Below are 15,804 nucleotides of genomic sequence, written 5' to 3' on the forward strand. Positions count from 1 at the left end.
GTACGTCGGCACGTGTTGCGCAGATGCGTGCCGGGTGGCCGCGGGCGGCAATCGTCTGGATCGTTCCGCTCGCGGCCGCTGCATGCTGTCTCGCATGGGGCGTATCGTTGCTCGGCAGCCGCGGGCCGACGGTCACGATCGCATTCGCGACCGCCGACGGACTGGAAGCCGGCCGATCGACACTGCGGCTGCGCAACGTCGAGATCGGCCGCGTCACGCGTGTTCACGCATTGCACGGGCAACCGGGCGTGCTGATCGACGTGCGGCTGGACACCAGCGCACGCGCGCTGGCAGTGGCGGACACGCGTTTCTGGATCGTGCGGCCGCGCATCGGGCCCGGTGGCCTCTCGGGTCTCGACTCGATGCTGTCCGGTTCGTACATCGCGGCCGCACTCGGCAGTTCGCACGAACCGCGCGCGCATTTCACCGGGCTCGATGCGCCGCCGCCCATGACCGGGGACGGCGGCCGGCGCTACACGTTGCGCGCGACATCACTCGGCTCGGTCGCGATCGGCTCGCCGGTCTACCACCGGCGCGCACGCGTCGGCCAGGTTACCGGCTGTGCGCTCGATGCGGACGGACACGGCGTGTCGATCGACGTGTTCATCGCCGCGCCGTTCGATCGCTACGTCGACGTCGATACGCGCTGGTGGCAGGCCGGCGGCCTCGGCCTGCGACTCGACGCCGGCGGCATGCAACTCGACACGCCGTCGATTGCCGCGCTGCTCGCCGGCGCGCTGGCATTCGCATCGCCGCCCGGGCACGCATCGATCACGGCTGCGCCGGACGGCACGCGTTTTCGCGTGGCCGACAACGAGATCGACGCAATGCGCACGCCGAACGCGCCGGCCGCGCCGGTGGTGATGCGTTTCGACCGCTCGCTGCGCGGCCTCGCGGTCGGTGCGCCGGTGGATTTTCGCGGGATCGAACTCGGCAACGTGACGGCAGTCGGCACCGAATACGACGCAACGCGCGGCGACGTCACGATGCGCGTGACGATGGCGCTCTACCCCGATCGTCTCGGGCAACGCTACCGCGCCGTGCTCGGCAACGGCGACACCGATGCCGGCAGGGCGCTACTGCACACGCTCGTCGCACGCGGTTTGCGCGGCCAGCTGCGCATCGGCAATCCGATTGCGAACCGCTCGTATGTCGCGCTCGACATGTTCCCGCACGCGCCGCCCGCGTCGGTCGACACGAATCGCGAGCCGATTGCACTCCCGACCGTGCCCGGCACGCTCGACGTACTGCGCGACCAGATTGCCGACATCGTCGGCACCGTTTCCCGATTGCCGCTCGACAGAATGGGCGCACACCTGAACGCCGCGCTCGTGAACACCGATGCGCTGTTCGCACAACTCGATACCGAACTGGCGCCGCAAACGCACGATGCGCTGGGCGCCGCACGTCAGGCATTCACGACTGCGCAGGCCATGCTTCGGCAAGAGGGTGCGAACACATCGAATGTCCGCCGCACGCTGACGCAGTTCGCGCGCACATCGAGCACGCTGCGCGCACTGGCGGACGATTTGGAGCAGCATCCGGAATGGTTGCTGCCGAACGGTTCAGGCGCCACGCGGCGCGATAATGCACCGCATCCGGCAAGTACGGCGCGGTAAATGCGTCGCGCGCAGCACACACATTTTTACGACGACTGCACGCACCGCAAGCCAAATTTCCCGCGCGGCAGTATGCTGGTGTCGTACGGCTGCGCACTGTGCATCGGGTAATCCCTTCGTTCGCATGTGACCGCGCCGCCGTCGCGACTGCAATCACGCGTTGCAAGGAGGGTTGTGATGGCTACCACGCATCAGCACTTCCACCTCGAACTACGGCACGCTACCGCGCCGACCTACTTCATCAGTTACCTGTTCCCCGCCTTGCTGTTCGTCTACGAACTGCTGCGCGTCGGCCAGTGGATCCGCGATCACGGGATGCAATTTGCCGCGTTCAAGCAGATGGGTTACGAGTACCTGCTGATGCTGCTGTTCGTCGGGCTGCAGATCGTCGTCGAGGCGATCTTCCTGCTCGGCGCCGCGATGCGCCGCGACAATCGCGACTTCGAGCACCGGCTGCCAAACGTGATCCTCGGCATCGGCTGCTCGATCGCGCTGCTCGCGATCGATCTCGCGATCCAGCTGTCGTTCTGACGGCCGGCGGGCCCGGCCCGCCGGTTGCCGGGCGGCCGGGCGCTCAGGCGCCCGCGTCGCGCAGGAACGTCGCGATGGCGGCCAGCACGTCGTCGGTCCGCTCGCGGTGCGGCATGTGCCCGCATCGTGCCAGCAGCAGGAACGACGACGGCCCCGCGACGCGCGCGGCGATCCGCTTCGGATGCACGTCGGACCCGTATTCGTCGTCTTCGCCGTGAATCGCGAGCGTCGCGCATTGCACGCGCGGCAAGTCTTCGTCGAGATTCCAGCCGCGAAACGCCGGTGACAGCCACGTGTCGACCCATGAGCGCAGCACCCAGCCGGCCTTGTCGCCGTGGTAGCGCGCGAGCCGGTCGAGCTGACCCGGTTCGTCGAACTGCTGCCCCGCCGCGCGAATGCCGTCCAGCGTGCGGTCCTCGACGAACGCCTGCGCGGCGACCGTCACGAGCGCGCGACAGCGATCGGGATGCGCGGCGGCGCAACCCACCGCCATCCCGCCGCCGACGCTATGCCCGAATGCGACGAACGCATCGACGCGCAGTTGCTCGAGCACCGCAGCGAACGCGTGATCGGCCTCGTCGCGCACGAACGTCGTGCCGAGCGTTCCCGGATGACGATCCGAGCGGCCGAAGCCGAGGCGATCGTATGCGATCACGTCACGCTGCGTGGCACGCGCGAGTTGCTCGGGAAAGTCACGCCACAGGTCGACGCAACCGAGCGAATCGTGCAGCAGCACGATGGGCGCTGCCACATCCTGCGCCGGGCCCGCACGCCAGCGTTTCGCAAAGAGTCGCCCTTGCGGCGTCTCGACGGTAGTCTCCTCGGTCACGATATCGGTCATGTGTCTGTCGTCTGCGTGAAAGCGGCCGCACACGGGCGGCCGCATCGAATCCGGACATGGTGGCCTGCCGGCGCGCGCAGCGTCAAGCAAGCCCCTACGGCCCGCGCGTTCATTCGGGCTGCGGCGGCAGGTACTCCATCTGCGCTTCGTCGTAGAGCCGGTAGATCAGCGCCTGCATCGCGCGAATGTCCTCCGATTCGTCGAGCATCCGCATGCTCATGATGATCGGCGACACGAGGTTCGGATCGTCGAGCGGCTTGTAGCTGATGTCGTCGCGCTTCAGCCCGTACACGCTGTGCGGCACGACCGATACGCCCTCGCCCATCGCCACGAGGCCGAGCGCGATCTGCAGTTCGCGCGTCTCGTAGATCTTGCGCGGCTGCAATGCGCGATCGTGGAAGGCCGCGAGCACCTGGTCCGCATAGCTCGGGCGCGGCGCCTTCGGGAAGATGATCAGCGTGTCGTTCACGAGATCGTGCAGCGACAGCACGGGTTTCGCGCTGTCGAGCACATGGCCGACCGGCAGCGCGACGATCATCCGCTCCTCGCGCAGCACGACGCGCCGCACGCTCGGATCCTCGTGGCGGATGCGCCCGAACCCGACGTCGATGCGCCCTTCCTTCAACGCCTTGATCTGGTCCATCGTCGACATCTCGTGCAGGCTCAGCTCGACGGCCGGATACTCGCTGCGAAAGCGCCGGATGATCTTCGGCAGCATCCCGTACAACGTCGAGCCGACGAAACCGACCGACATGCTGCGCTCGATCTTGCCGACCCGCTTCGTCATCGATTCGAGTTCGGTCGTCTGCGCGAGCAGCTGCACCGCGTGCGAATAGAAGAAGCGTCCCGCGTCGGTCAGTTTCAGCGGCCGCGCGTTGCGCTCGAACAGCGGCACGCCGAGCGCTTCCTCGAGCTGCTGGATCTGCCGGCTCAGCGGCGGCTGCGCGATATGCAGCCGTTCCGCCGCCCGCGTGAAATTCCGCTCTTCGGCCACCGCGACGAAGTAGCGGAGGTGTCTCAACTCCATTTTGATGTCTCCCGGACAGCGTTCCGGCGCAATCCACAGCCGGATGATGTCGTCACGATACCGCAGGCGGCGCCAGCCGCCACGCGCCGCCCAAAGCAAAACGGGAAGCCCGCGAGCTTCCCGTTGCTTCATCGACGCCGTGTGGCGATGACGTCACGACCGCACGTCACACCTCGGTCGCGTAGAGCGCATCGCGCTGCTCGTGGCTCAGCGAGTCGAGCGGCACGTCCGGCAGCTGGTAGCAGATCATCGTGCCGTACAGCTCGGCGAGGCAGTTGCTGCCGGCGTCCAGCGCGTAGCCGTCCTCGCCGTCCGGCGCCGGCGGGTACACTTCGCGCCACGCGTTGATCGCGGCTTCGATTCGCACGATGGAAACGGGTCCGGCCTTCCGCTCGGCGGGTGATGCGCTCATGGATTCCTCTGGGTTGCGCGCTCCGCGGGCCCTGCCGGCCCGGATGGAACGATGAAAACGCCGGGCATCTCGCCGGCCGCCGCGCGCCGCGCACGCCGGATGCCGATCCGCGCTGCGCCTGTCGCGCCGGCCGGGCCGTGGCCCGGTAGGGTCGGGCAATATAACCGGCTTTGACCCCGTGCAGGCAAAAGCCGGGCAAAAAAAACGGGAAGCACGCGGCTTCCCGTTTCATCGTGCGGCGCGCGGCCGCTTGCCGCGCCCGCGTCAGCCCGCGGTTTCGCGGTTCGCCACCGGCTGCCCCTGCGCGCCGCGGCTCGCGGCGATCCACGGCGCGATCTCCATGTCTTCGTAGCGCACGAAGCGGCTCTTCTTCAGGAACCGGTAGCCGAGCCACACGACGAGGAACAGCGGAATGCCGACATAGGTCGCGGTGACGCCGGCCCAGTCGATCCGGTTCGCGAGGAACGCCTGGTAATCCTGGCCGAGCGCGATCACGAGACACAGCACGAACGCGAACAGCGGGCCGAACGGGAACCACTTCGACTGGTACGGCAGTTGGTCGAGCGCATAACCCTGCTTCACGTAGCCCTTGCGGAAGCGGTAATGGCTGACCGCGATGCCGAGCCACGCGATGAAGCCCGTCATCCCCGACGTGTTCAGCAGCCACAGGTACACGGTCTTGTCGCCGTACAGCGACGTAAAGAAGCACAGCGCGCCGACGGCGGTGGTCGCGTACAGCGCGTTGCGCGGCACGCCGCCCGCCGACAGCTTCGCGAAGATCTTCGGCGCGCGGCCTTCGGTCGCGAGGGTGTAGAGCATCCGCGTCGACGCGTACATGCCCGAGTTGCCGGCCGACAGCACGGCCGTCAGGATCACCGCGTTCATCACGCCGGCCGCGAACGCGAGGCCCGCGTGGCGGAACACGAGCGTAAACGGGCTCACGCCGATGTCGGTCACGTCCGTCTTCAGGAGGTTCGGGTCGGTGTACGGAATCAGCACGCCGATCACGAAGATCGCGAACACGTAGAACAGCAGGATCCGCCAGAACACCTGGCGCACCGCGCGCGGAATCGTCGTGCGCGGGTTTTCCGATTCGCCGGCCGCGACGCCGATCAGCTCGGTGCCCTGGAACGAGAAGCCCGCGATCATCGCGACGCCCATCAGCGCCGGCAGGCCGCCCGCGAACGGTGCGTCGCCGATCGTCAGGTTGCCCCAGCCGTTGCTCGGCGCGCCCTTCAGAATGCCGAAGATCATCAGCAGGCCGACGCCGATGAACGCGACCACGGTGACGACCTTGATCAGCGCGAACCAGTATTCGGCTTCGCCAAAACCGCGCACGGTGAGCGCGTTGAGCAGGAACATCACGCCGAGGAAGGCCGCGCTCCACCACACGCCCGGCACGTCCGGAAACCAGTAGTGCATCACGAGCTGCGCGGCGACGAGTTCCACCGCGATCGTCACGGCCCAGTTGTACCAGTAGTTCCAGCCGAGCGCGAAGCCGAAGCCTTCGTCCACGTATTTCGCGCCGTAGGTCGCGAACGAACCCGACACCGGCATGAACGCGGCCATTTCGCCGAGGCTCGTCATCAGGAAGTAGACCATCAGGCCGATCAGCATGTACGCGACCATCGCGCCGCCGGGGCCGGCCTGCGAGATCGACGCGCCGGACGCGACGAACAGGCCCGTGCCGATCGAGCCGCCGATGGCGATCATCGTCAGGTGGCGCGCCTTCAGCGCGCGATGAAGCTTGGGTGGGTTCGCGGACGAACCGGGTTGGTCGGAATTCGGAATTGCGGACATAAACGAAACGAACGTTGAGCGGGCCGGCATCCGTAGCCGGCGCATGCGGAATCGGAGCGCGGTGCGCGTCCTGCGATGCATTCGATACGGCCCCGATACGCGTTGCGCGACGGGCGCCTGCGGCGAAGCGCGGATTCTACCTGATTCGCCAAGGGGACAGCTCGGGTCGACGCGCCCGCCATCGCGGGGAGATTTCGCAGAATCAAGGAGTTGGCTGCATCAACGCGGCCACCATCGCATGCCGGCACAAAAACCATACGTTATTCGGGGTTATTCGGTTTTCCATTCCAGCCTGAATGCAGGCAATCCTGTCGCAATCCGCCAAATACCGCGCGGATATGCAAAATCGACCGGCCCTCTCGCTATTAATCAGACAAAACGACCGGAACTGATAATTGATTCAAATCAAATCGCCCTCGTGCGATGCGGTAATGATGCGTAACAGTTTCGAATCACCGTTTCCGCATGCATGTTTTGCATGCGCACGCGAAAATCAGGAATTCGCGAGATAATGTCGATTAATTCGAAATAATCAGCGCGCGGAATCGCCAGCCACGCGAATATCCGCCGCCCCGCCACTCCCGAGGATGAAGTCACTCCCGCTGCCCGCCACGCTGCGCCGCCATACCGCGTCGATCGTGGCACGCATTCTGTCGCCCCGCGGCGTGCTCGTTGCGGGCATCCTGCTGCTGATGTTCAGTTGGGGACTTTCCGCGTCGCTATTAATCGAGGCTCGGCGCGACGCGTATGACCATGCGGTCGAAAATGCGCGCAACCTGATGCTGCTGATCGAACGCGATATCGCGCGCAATATCGAGCTCTACGATTTGTCGCTGCAAAACGTCGTCGACGGCGTCATCGATCCCGAACTGATGACATTGCCGCCGCGCCAGCGCCACCGGCTGCTGTTCGACCGCGCCGCGACCGGCGAGTATCTCGGCTCGATTTTCGTGATGGACCCGCACGGCAATATCGTGATCGATTCGAGTGCGTCGCCTCCCCGGCAAGGCAATTTCGCCGACCGCGACTATTTCGCCGTGCATCGCGACCGGCTCGCGCAGGGCCTCTACATCAGCCGGCCCTACGCTTCCCGGCTGCGCGGCGGCGCACTGACGATCGCGCTCAGCCGCCGGATCACCCTGTCCGACGGCAGTTTCGGCGGCATCGTCGTCGGCACGCTCAGCGTCGACTACTTCCGCGCGCTGCTCGACGGCCTCGCGGTCGGCCGGCACGGCAGCGCGGCGATCGTCGAGGACAACGGCACGCTCGTGTCGCGCCTGCCGTACGACACGCGTGTGGTCGGCCTCGACCTGCGCGACTCGCCGCTGTTCATCGAGTCGCAGCGCAGCCGCAACGGCGAGCTGACCGGTACCGGCGCGATCGACGGCGTCCGGCGCATCTACGTCTACAAGCATCTCGCCGGCCTGCCGCTGGTGGTCGACGTCGCGCCGGCCGAGATCGACATCTACGCGTCGTGGCACCACCGCGCGGTCTGGACCGTCGTGCTGATGTGCCTGTTCACCGGGTTCATCGCGTGGGGATCGCTCGCGCTGTCGCGCGAACTGAAGCGGCGGCAGGTCGCCGAGTCGAAGCTGTACCGGCTCGCCCACACCGATTCACTGACGGGCCTCGACAACCGCGGCACGTTCGACACGGTGCTCGCGAAAGAGGCGCAGCGCGCGGCGCGCAGCGGCCGGCCGCTGTCCGTGCTGTTCGTCGACGTCGATCACTTCAAGGCATTCAACGACTTCTACGGCCACCCGGCGGGCGACGACGTGCTGCGCCGCGTCGCGCAATCCGCCTCGGGCTGCCTGCGCCGCAACAGCGACCATGTCGCGCGCTACGGCGGCGAGGAATTCGTCGTCACGCTGCCCGATACCGACGCGCGAGGCGCGGCCACGGTCGCCGAAGGCATCCGGCACGCGATCGCGGAACTCGGCATCGAGCACGTGAAGAGCCCGTACGGGCACGTCACGGCCAGTATCGGTACGGCAACCACCGCCGACGGCCGGATGAACGCCGCGACACTGCTGAGGCGCGCCGACGAAGCGCTGTACCGCGCGAAGTCAGGCGGCCGCAACCGCGTACTGGAAGCGCTGCCGACCACGGCCGACGCGTGACGCCCCGCGTCGCGACCGGGCGCGGCGCCCGCGCCGTGGACAGCCCGCGCGCGTTCGGTTAGCGTGACGTCTGCTGCGCAAGCGGCGTGCGCCGGCCCGTGCACGCCGCCGTGCGCGTTCCGGCCACCTCCGCTCCGTCATGACCACCCCGCTCCCTACCCGGCTGCCGCCCCTGCTGCGCAATGCGCTCCGCCCGCTGCTCGACCCGTACCGCCGCTACCGGCACGCGAAGCTGATCCATGCGGCGCGCGTCGCGCTCGCGATTCTCGTGTCGATCGCGCTGTCCACCGGCCTGCACGTGCCGCACGGCGAGTGGTCGACGATCACCGTGCTGATCGTCGTCGGCGGGCTGCAGCATCACGGCAACATCCGCAAGAAGGCGGCCGAGCGCGCGCTCGGCACGTCGATCGGCGCGCTCGCGGGGCTCGGGCTGATCGTGCTGTATTCCGTGTCGCATGCGCCCGTCGCGATCTACCTGCTGATGGCCGTCGCGTGCGGCTTCTGCGCGTATCACGCGATCGGCAAGGCCGGCTACATCGCGCTGCTGTCGGCGATCACGATGGTGATCGTCGCCGGGCACGGCGACAACGAGATCGTCGACGGCCTGTGGCGCGCGGTGAACGTGCTGACCGGCATCGCGATCGCGCTGGCGTTCTCGTTCGCGCTGCCGCTCTATGCGACCTACTCGTGGCGCTACAAGCTCGCCGACGCGTTGCGTGCGTGCGCGGCCGTGCACGCACGGCTCGCGGGCGACCGCCAGGTCAGCGACGACGCGCACCTGAAGGAAATGGCCGCGCTGAGCGCGCTGCTCGTGCAGTTGCGTTCGCTGATGCCGTCGGTGTCGAAGGAATGCGAGACGTCGATGACGCAGCTCGAGGCGATCCAGCGCAGCCTGCGCCTGTGCATCGGCTATCTGGAGATCCTGTCGAGCGCGGTGCCGGCCCGCGACGACGTGACGGCCCGCGAATACATGCGCGTCGAAATGAAGGCCGTGAACCGGCGTATCCGCGACACACTGGTCGGCGCAAGCCGCGCGCTCAAGTTCGGCACGCCGAGCCGGCTCGCGCCGCGCCGCCGCCCGGCCGACCCGCCGCACGACGCGCCGCCGCCGCAGCTGTCCGGCTACGTGTCGATCACGGCCAAGCTGGCCGGCGAAGTCGATCAGCTGCGCGAGAAGCTGCTGGATACCGCGCAGTCGTGGAATATCTGAGGGACTGACGGGTTCCGGGTTTCGAGCGTCAGTCTTTCATATTCCTTTCTTGGCGATCGGCCGGCACCCTGGCGGCCGTTGCCGTGCCTTTCGGCCGATCCGGCCCCGCGAGTTCGGCCGGAACCGCACTCGCCCGAGCCCGTTTCGGCCGCGATTTCGCGCCTTTCGGCACCACGTTCTCCGCTTGGTTAACCGCCGGCCAAGCCCGCCCGACGGGCCGGACGACGATTTCGCGCGAAAATCAGCCCTTGCCCCAACTTCCCGGACAGCCGATACTCGCATATTCCGCGAAATACGATCCCACCGGCTTCAATCCACGGTTATTCCTATGAGCACGATTCTCGAAAGCCTCCCGACCGGCCAGAAGGTCGGTATCGCCTTCTCCGGCGGCCTGGACACCAGCGCAGCGCTGCACTGGATGAAACTCAAGGGCGCCGTCCCGTACGCATACACGGCGAACCTCGGCCAGCCCGACGAAGACGATTACGACGCAATCCCGAAACGCGCGATCGAATACGGCGCAGCCGGCGCCCGCCTGATCGACTGCCGTGCGCAGCTCGTCGCCGAAGGCATCGCGGCGCTGCAAAGCGGCGCGTTCCACATCACGACGGCCGGCGTCACGTACTTCAACACGACGCCGATCGGCCGCGCCGTGACGGGCACGATGCTCGTCGCCGCGATGAAGGAAGACGGCGTCAACATCTGGGGTGACGGCAGCACGTACAAGGGCAACGACATCGAGCGCTTCTACCGCTACGGCCTGCTCGTGAACCCGGATCTGAAGATCTACAAGCCGTGGCTCGACCAGACGTTCATCGACGAACTCGGCGGCCGCGCCGAAATGTCCGAATTCATGAACCAGGCGGGCTTTGCATACAAGATGTCGGCCGAGAAGGCCTATTCGACCGACTCGAACCTGCTCGGCGCGACGCACGAAGCGAAGGATCTCGAAAGCCTCGAAAGCGGCATCAAGATCGTGAACCCGATCATGGGCGTCGCGTTCTGGCGCGACGACGTGAAGATCGCCGCGGAAGAAGTGACGGTGCGCTTCGAAGCCGGCCAGCCGGTCGCGCTGAATGGCGTCGAGTTCACCGATCCGGTCGAGCTGCTGCTGGAAGCGAACCGCATCGGCGGCCGCCACGGCCTCGGCATGAGCGACCAGATCGAAAACCGGATCATCGAGGCGAAGAGCCGCGGCATCTACGAAGCCCCGGGCCTCGCGCTGCTGTACATCGCGTACGAGCGTCTCGTCACCGGCATCCACAACGAAGACACGATCGAGCAGTACCGCGAGAACGGCCGCCGCCTCGGCCGCCTGCTGTACCAGGGCCGCTGGTTCGATCCGCAGGCGATCATGCTGCGTGAAACGGCCCAGCGCTGGGTCGCGCGCGCGATCACCGGCGAAGTGAAGATCGAACTGCGCCGCGGCAACGACTACTCGATCCTGAGCACGAAGTCGCCGAACCTCACGTACCAGCCGGAACGCCTGTCGATGGAGAAGGTTGCATCGACGTTCTCGCCGCGCGACCGGATCGGCCAACTGACGATGCGTAACCTCGACATCACCGATACGCGCGACAAGCTGCGCGTGTACTCGCAAGTCGGGCTGCTGACGCCGGGCGAAAACACGGCGCTGCCGCAGATCAAGGGCGACGACAAGTAAGTCGTTTCGCTCGACGCCGTGCCGCATCGCTGCATGCGGCACGGTCGGGCAGGCTGCGTGTGCGGCGCATCATCGCGCACGCAGCCTGCCACCTCTTCCCTCTCCTGCTTTCCCCCTCCGCAAACGCATCACGCCGCGTGACGCACCCACGGCACTGCATCGCCACGCCCGTCATGGCAAGCTGCGAGTCATTCGATTCTCCGCCTCGTCTCATGACCACCCTTACCGTCATCCACCTGAATGGCCCAATCAACAGCGGCAAGACGACGATCGGCCTCGCACTCGCGCGCGTGCTGCCCGACGCGCGCTTCATCGACGGCGACGATCACGATGCGCCTGACGATGCGCCGTTCGACGTGCAGTGGGCGATCGCGCTCGAACGCCTCGTCACGCTGATCACGACCGCGCGCGAACGCCATCTGGTGATCGCCTATCCGATCGGCGAAGCGGAACACGAACGGCTGCGCGCCGCCTGCGACGCGCGTGATGCGCGGTTGTTCGTCATCACGCTTGCGCCGCCCGAGGCGATTGCCGCATCGAATCGCGGCTCGCGCGCATTGACGGACTGGGAGCGCAGCCGGATCGCCGAGATGTATCGCGAAGGCTATGCGTCGCGGCCGTTCAGCCAGATGGTGCTGGATACGTCGGGCGCGACGCCCGATGCCTGTGCGGCGCGCATCGCGCAGCATGTCGCTGCTGCGGCGTCGTAACGCCCGCGCCTGCGCGCACACCACTGTACCGAATCGCGAATTGCACGCGCCGCGGCTCGGCGGCAAACAGCTTCATCACCCCACGAAGGAAAACGTTTACTCTTCTGAGGCTTCTTGCTAGCATCGTCCCCGACCGGCTGACCAAACCACCCGGAAAGCCGATCGCAAGCTTCAAGAATTTCAGAATTCCCCGCTTTAAACTTCCAGCTTCCCCAGTCGTGCCCGCGCCTTACCTGCTTTCTGTATTTTGGAGTGCTTTCTACTGGCTGCCGACCGCCTTCGCGGCGATCTCATGCCAAAAAAGGAAAACGTTATCCACAACGTGGCGCCCGGCCACGGACCATCAGAGAGAGACATCATGAAGAACCGGATCATCCCGTGCGTCGCCGCCGTCCTGTCCGTTGCGTTCCTTTCCGCCTGCGGCGGTGACGACCCGGCCAGCCCGGCCGCCGCCGCGCGCCAGCAGGCCACCGTCATGGCGCTCAGCCCGTCGAACCCGCCCGGCTCGAACTTCAACCTTGCGCCGTTCACGCTGCAGTTGCCGACCGGCTCGTCCGGCAACGTCAACACCGTGAGCGGCTCGTCGCTCGCGGGCGGCTACGTGAACCCGACGTATTTCTACACGGACGGCAGCGACGGCTCGATGGTGATGATGGACCCGACGCAGGGCTGGACGACGTCCGGCTCGCTGCATCCGCGCACGGAGCTGCGCGAGAACGCGATCTGGCCGACGTCCGGCACCAACCGGCTGAATGCGACGGTGGCCGTCACGCAAGTGCCCGATCACACGACGATCGGCCAGATCTTCCAGGGCACCGGCCCGAGCAAGCCGCTGTGCGAGTTGCAGTTCACATCCGGCGGCGTCGTGCAACTGCTGCTCGAAAGCACCAACCAGGGCGGCAAGTCGACGACCACGCCGATCACTACGGTCGGCGTCGGCAAGACGTTCAGTTATGCGCTGAGCCTGAGCGGCACGACGATCACCGTCACCGCGAACGGCACGACCAAGACTTTCACGATGGATTCGAGCTTCGACGGCGAGAGCTTCTACTTCAAGGCGGGCGACTACGACCAGACGGCCGTGTCCGGCACGCCGCTGACGACGCCCGGCACCGTCGTGAAGTTCTATGCGCTGACGCTCACGCACAGCTGAAGAGGCTCGCGCGTCACGACGCACGAAGCCGGGCGGGTATGCAACGCGCACCCGCCCGGTTTTTCCGCGCGCATGCCACGCTTACGAGTGATGCCGCACGCCCGGCACGACCGCTTCCCGCGCGCTCTTGCGGCTCAGCATCAGCGTGACGATCGCCGACACCGCGAGCGTGCCGGCCACCACGTACAGCCCCGCCGCATACCCGCCCGTCGCGTGCTTCAGCCAGCCGATCGCGAACGGCCCGACGAACCCGCCGAGATTGCCGATCGAGTTGATCATCGCGATGCCCGCCGCCGCGCCGGCACCCGACAGGAACGCGCTCGGCATCGCCCACAGCGGCGCCTTCGCGGCGCTGATCCCGATGTTGACGACGACCAGCGCGAGCACGGTCAGCAGCGCGGTGCTCGCCTGCCCCGCGAACACGAAGCCGATGCACGCGAGCACGCACGGAATCACGACGTGCCACGTGCGCTCGCCGGTGCGATCCGAATGCCGCGCCCACACGATCATCGCGACGACGGCGGCGATGCTGGGGATGCCGGTCAGCAAACCCGTCTGCAACGCGGTGAAGCCGAACTGCCTGACCATCAGCGGCGCCCACAGCCCGAGCGTATAGAGCCCGGCCGACGTGCCGAAGTAGATCAGCGCGAGCGCCAGCACGCGCGGATCGCGCAGCGCCTGCCACGCGCCGGCCGTGTGCCCGGCGTGCGTATGCCGCGCGTCGGCTTCGGCTTTCAGCTTCGCGATCAGCCAGTCGCGCTCGTCGGCGCGCAGCCATGCGGCCTTCGACGGCGAATCGGTCAGGCACTTCAGCACCACGAAGCCGAGCACGACCGCCGGCAGCGCTTCGACGATGTACAGCATCTGCCAGTCGGCGAGCCCGAACATCGGCGGCATCTGCATGATCGCGCCCGACAGCGGCGAACCGATCGCGGTCGAGATCGGCGCGGCCGCCATGAACCATGCGGCGGCCACCGCGCGCTGCTTCGCGGGGAACCACAGGCTCAGGTACAGGATGATGCCGGGGAAGAAGCCGGCTTCGGCCATGCCGAGCAGGAAGCGCAGCACGTAGAAGCTCGTCGGCCCGGCCGCGAATGCGGACACGGCCGACACGCCCCCCCACGTGATCATCACGCGTGCGATCCAGATGCGCGCGCCGACACGATGGAGGATCAGGTTGGACGGCACTTCGAACAGAAAGTAGCCGATGAAGAACAGGCCGCCGCCGAACCCGAACGCGGTCGGCGACAGGCCGATCGCCTTGTTCATCGTCATCGCGGCGAAGCCGACGTTGACGCGATCGAGAAAGCTGACGAAGTAAAGCAGCATCACGAACGGAATGATGCGCCACATCAGTTTCCGCGCGACGCGGGTTTCCAGATCCGCTTGCATGTGTCTCCTCCTTCGAGGTCGAGCCGTGCTCTGTCTGTGAATGTTCGGCGGCGCCGGGATGAAGCGGGCGGCGGGCGGCCGGCGCCCGGCTCGCGTCGGATGCGCGAGTCCCGGGCAGGAAAATCCGGGGCGATGAGCGGACGGCGCCCGCCTGCTACTTGCGCAGGCGCGCCGCCCGCCCGTTCGTCAGGCCGCGACCGCCGCGTGCGCGACGCGCTCGCACACGGCCGCCGTCACCTGCGCGGTCGTCGCACTGCCACCGAGATCGCGCGTATGCAGCGACGGGGCGGCCGTCACGGCCTCGATCGCCTGCATCACGCGCGCGGCGGCGTCCGTTTCGCCGAGATGCTCGAGCAACATCACGACCGACCAGAACGTGCCGACCGGATTCGCGAGCCCCTTGCCCATGATGTCGAACGCGGAGCCGTGGATCGGCTCGAACATCGACGGGTAGCGGCGTTCGGGATCGATGTTGCCGGTCGGCGCGATGCCGAGGCTGCCGGCCAGCGCGGCGGCGAGATCGCTGAGGATGTCCGCGTGCAGGTTGGTCGCGACGATCGTGTCGAGCGACGCCGGCCGGTTGACCATGCGCGCGGTCGCTGCATCGACGAGCTCCTTGTCCCACGTCACGTCGGGGAATTCCTGCGCGATCTGCTTCGCGATCTCGTCCCACATCACCATCGCATGCCGCTGCGCGTTGCTCTTCGTGATCACGGTCAACAGCTTGCGGGGGCGCGACTGCGCGAGCCGGAACGCGAAGCGCATGATGCGTTCGACGCCGGCGCGCGTGAGGATCGACACGTCGGTCGCGGCCTCGATCGGATGGCCCTGGTGCACGCGGCCGCCGACGCCCGCGTATTCGCCTTCGGAGTTCTCGCGGACGATCACCCAGTTCAGGTCGTCCGGCCCGCAGCGCTTCAGCGGCGCGTCGATGCCCGGCAGGATGCGCGTCGGGCGCACGTTCGCGTACTGGTCGAAGCCCTGGCAGATCTTCAGGCGCAGCCCCCACAGCGTCACGTGGTCGGGCACGTCGGGGTCGCCCGCCGAGCCGAACAGGATCGCGTCCTTGCCGCGCAGCGCGTCGAGACCGTCGGCCGGCATCATCGCGCCGTGCTGGCGGTAGTAATCGGCGCCCCAGTCGAAATCCTCGAACTCGAAGGCAAAGCGGTCGCTGCCGCGGGCCAGCGCTTCCAGCACCTGCTTGCCGGCCGGCACCACTTCCTTGCCGATGCCGTCGCCGGGAATCGTTGCGATACGGTAGGTCTTCATGCGGACATCCTCGATTGATCGTGAGCGTGAACGCACTTTACCGAACCAGAAGTGCAG

The 15,804-nt window shown here is 67.0% G+C and carries 13 protein-coding genes; 7 read left to right on the forward strand and 6 right to left on the reverse strand.

The window, feature by feature from the left end:
* Window positions 1-23: 23 nt before the first annotated feature.
* Both KEC55_RS23530 and KEC55_RS23535 read left to right on the forward strand, forming a co-directional pair.
* A complete protein-coding gene (locus KEC55_RS23530; protein WP_282511322.1) occupies window positions 24-1,619 on the forward strand; it encodes an intermembrane transport protein PqiB in 1,596 nt (531 codons plus the stop codon).
* Window positions 1,620-1,796: 177 nt separating this feature from the next.
* Window positions 1,797-2,150: a hypothetical protein gene (locus KEC55_RS23535; RefSeq protein ID WP_124455866.1), complete on the forward strand. Its 354-nt coding sequence runs from the start codon at window positions 1,797-1,799 to the stop codon at window positions 2,148-2,150.
* A gap of 43 nt (window positions 2,151-2,193) precedes the next feature.
* Here the strand turns inward: KEC55_RS23535 and KEC55_RS23540 are convergent, their stop codons facing one another.
* The 4 genes from KEC55_RS23540 to KEC55_RS23555 form a co-directional block, all read right to left on the reverse strand.
* A complete protein-coding gene (locus KEC55_RS23540) occupies window positions 2,194-2,991 on the reverse strand; it encodes an alpha/beta fold hydrolase (RefSeq protein WP_282511323.1) in 798 nt (265 codons plus the stop codon).
* Window positions 2,992-3,100: 109 nt separating this feature from the next.
* Window positions 3,101-4,018: a LysR family transcriptional regulator gene (locus KEC55_RS23545; protein WP_021157347.1), complete on the reverse strand. Its 918-nt coding sequence runs from the start codon at window positions 4,016-4,018 to the stop codon at window positions 3,101-3,103.
* Between the two features lie 166 nt (window positions 4,019-4,184).
* Window positions 4,185-4,430: a DUF3717 domain-containing protein gene (locus KEC55_RS23550; protein WP_012338561.1), complete on the reverse strand. Its 246-nt coding sequence runs from the start codon at window positions 4,428-4,430 to the stop codon at window positions 4,185-4,187.
* A 264-nt stretch (window positions 4,431-4,694) separates the two neighbouring features.
* Window positions 4,695-6,230, reverse strand: coding sequence for an amino acid permease (locus KEC55_RS23555; RefSeq protein WP_282511325.1), 1,536 nt, complete (start codon window positions 6,228-6,230; stop codon window positions 4,695-4,697).
* Window positions 6,231-6,817: 587 nt separating this feature from the next.
* Between KEC55_RS23555 and KEC55_RS23560 the strand changes: the two genes are divergently transcribed.
* From KEC55_RS23560 to KEC55_RS23580, 5 genes are all read left to right on the forward strand, one after another.
* Complete coding sequence (locus tag KEC55_RS23560; RefSeq protein ID WP_282511326.1) at window positions 6,818-8,350, forward strand: GGDEF domain-containing protein; 1,533 nt, start codon at window positions 6,818-6,820, stop codon at window positions 8,348-8,350.
* Window positions 8,351-8,489: 139 nt separating this feature from the next.
* Complete coding sequence (locus KEC55_RS23565) at window positions 8,490-9,560, forward strand: FUSC family protein (protein ID WP_282511328.1); 1,071 nt, start codon at window positions 8,490-8,492, stop codon at window positions 9,558-9,560.
* Between the two features lie 328 nt (window positions 9,561-9,888).
* Window positions 9,889-11,223: an argininosuccinate synthase gene (argG, locus tag KEC55_RS23570; RefSeq protein WP_176046135.1), complete on the forward strand. Its 1,335-nt coding sequence runs from the start codon at window positions 9,889-9,891 to the stop codon at window positions 11,221-11,223.
* A 212-nt stretch (window positions 11,224-11,435) separates the two neighbouring features.
* Window positions 11,436-11,933 carry a shikimate kinase gene (locus tag KEC55_RS23575; RefSeq protein WP_282511329.1) on the forward strand — a complete coding sequence of 166 codons (498 nt, stop codon included), beginning with the start codon at window positions 11,436-11,438 and terminating at the stop codon, window positions 11,931-11,933.
* A gap of 358 nt (window positions 11,934-12,291) precedes the next feature.
* Window positions 12,292-13,086, forward strand: a complete 795-nt coding sequence (locus KEC55_RS23580; protein WP_282511331.1) for a polysaccharide lyase family 7 protein — start codon at window positions 12,292-12,294, stop codon at window positions 13,084-13,086.
* 81 nt (window positions 13,087-13,167) lie between these two features.
* Here the strand turns inward: KEC55_RS23580 and KEC55_RS23585 are convergent, their stop codons facing one another.
* Together KEC55_RS23585 and KEC55_RS23590 are read right to left on the reverse strand one after the other, a co-directional pair.
* Entirely contained in the window at window positions 13,168-14,478 is a 1,311-nt protein-coding gene (locus tag KEC55_RS23585; RefSeq protein WP_282511333.1) for an MFS transporter, read from the reverse strand.
* 186 nt (window positions 14,479-14,664) lie between these two features.
* Window positions 14,665-15,747 (reverse strand): tartrate dehydrogenase, encoded by a 1,083-nt coding sequence (locus KEC55_RS23590; protein WP_282511335.1) that lies wholly within the window; start codon window positions 15,745-15,747, stop codon window positions 14,665-14,667.
* Window positions 15,748-15,804 lie beyond the last annotated feature (57 nt).

The organism is Burkholderia cepacia (genome assembly GCF_029962485.1).
Taxonomy (GTDB): Bacteria; Pseudomonadota; Gammaproteobacteria; order Burkholderiales; family Burkholderiaceae; genus Burkholderia.

Excerpts from the sequence above, each read along its gene's own strand:
- KEC55_RS23580 (WP_282511331.1), top strand. The coding sequence starts at position 12,292 with ATGAAGAACCGGATCATCCCGTGCGTCGCCGCCGTCCTGTCCGTTGCG.
- KEC55_RS23585 (WP_282511333.1), bottom strand. The coding sequence starts at position 14,478 with ATGCAAGCGGATCTGGAAACCCGCGTCGCGCGGAAACTGATGTGGCGC.
- KEC55_RS23540 (WP_282511323.1), bottom strand. The coding sequence starts at position 2,991 with ATGACCGATATCGTGACCGAGGAGACTACCGTCGAGACGCCGCAAGGG.
- KEC55_RS23565 (WP_282511328.1), top strand. The coding sequence starts at position 8,490 with ATGACCACCCCGCTCCCTACCCGGCTGCCGCCCCTGCTGCGCAATGCG.
- KEC55_RS23575 (WP_282511329.1), top strand. The coding sequence starts at position 11,436 with ATGACCACCCTTACCGTCATCCACCTGAATGGCCCAATCAACAGCGGC.
- argG (WP_176046135.1), top strand. The coding sequence starts at position 9,889 with ATGAGCACGATTCTCGAAAGCCTCCCGACCGGCCAGAAGGTCGGTATC.
- KEC55_RS23535 (WP_124455866.1), top strand. The coding sequence starts at position 1,797 with ATGGCTACCACGCATCAGCACTTCCACCTCGAACTACGGCACGCTACC.
- KEC55_RS23555 (WP_282511325.1), bottom strand. The coding sequence starts at position 6,230 with ATGTCCGCAATTCCGAATTCCGACCAACCCGGTTCGTCCGCGAACCCA.
- KEC55_RS23530 (WP_282511322.1), top strand. The coding sequence starts at position 24 with ATGCGTGCCGGGTGGCCGCGGGCGGCAATCGTCTGGATCGTTCCGCTC.
- KEC55_RS23550 (WP_012338561.1), bottom strand. The coding sequence starts at position 4,430 with ATGAGCGCATCACCCGCCGAGCGGAAGGCCGGACCCGTTTCCATCGTG.
- KEC55_RS23545 (WP_021157347.1), bottom strand. The coding sequence starts at position 4,018 with ATGGAGTTGAGACACCTCCGCTACTTCGTCGCGGTGGCCGAAGAGCGG.
- KEC55_RS23560 (WP_282511326.1), top strand. The coding sequence starts at position 6,818 with ATGAAGTCACTCCCGCTGCCCGCCACGCTGCGCCGCCATACCGCGTCG.
- KEC55_RS23590 (WP_282511335.1), bottom strand. The coding sequence starts at position 15,747 with ATGAAGACCTACCGTATCGCAACGATTCCCGGCGACGGCATCGGCAAG.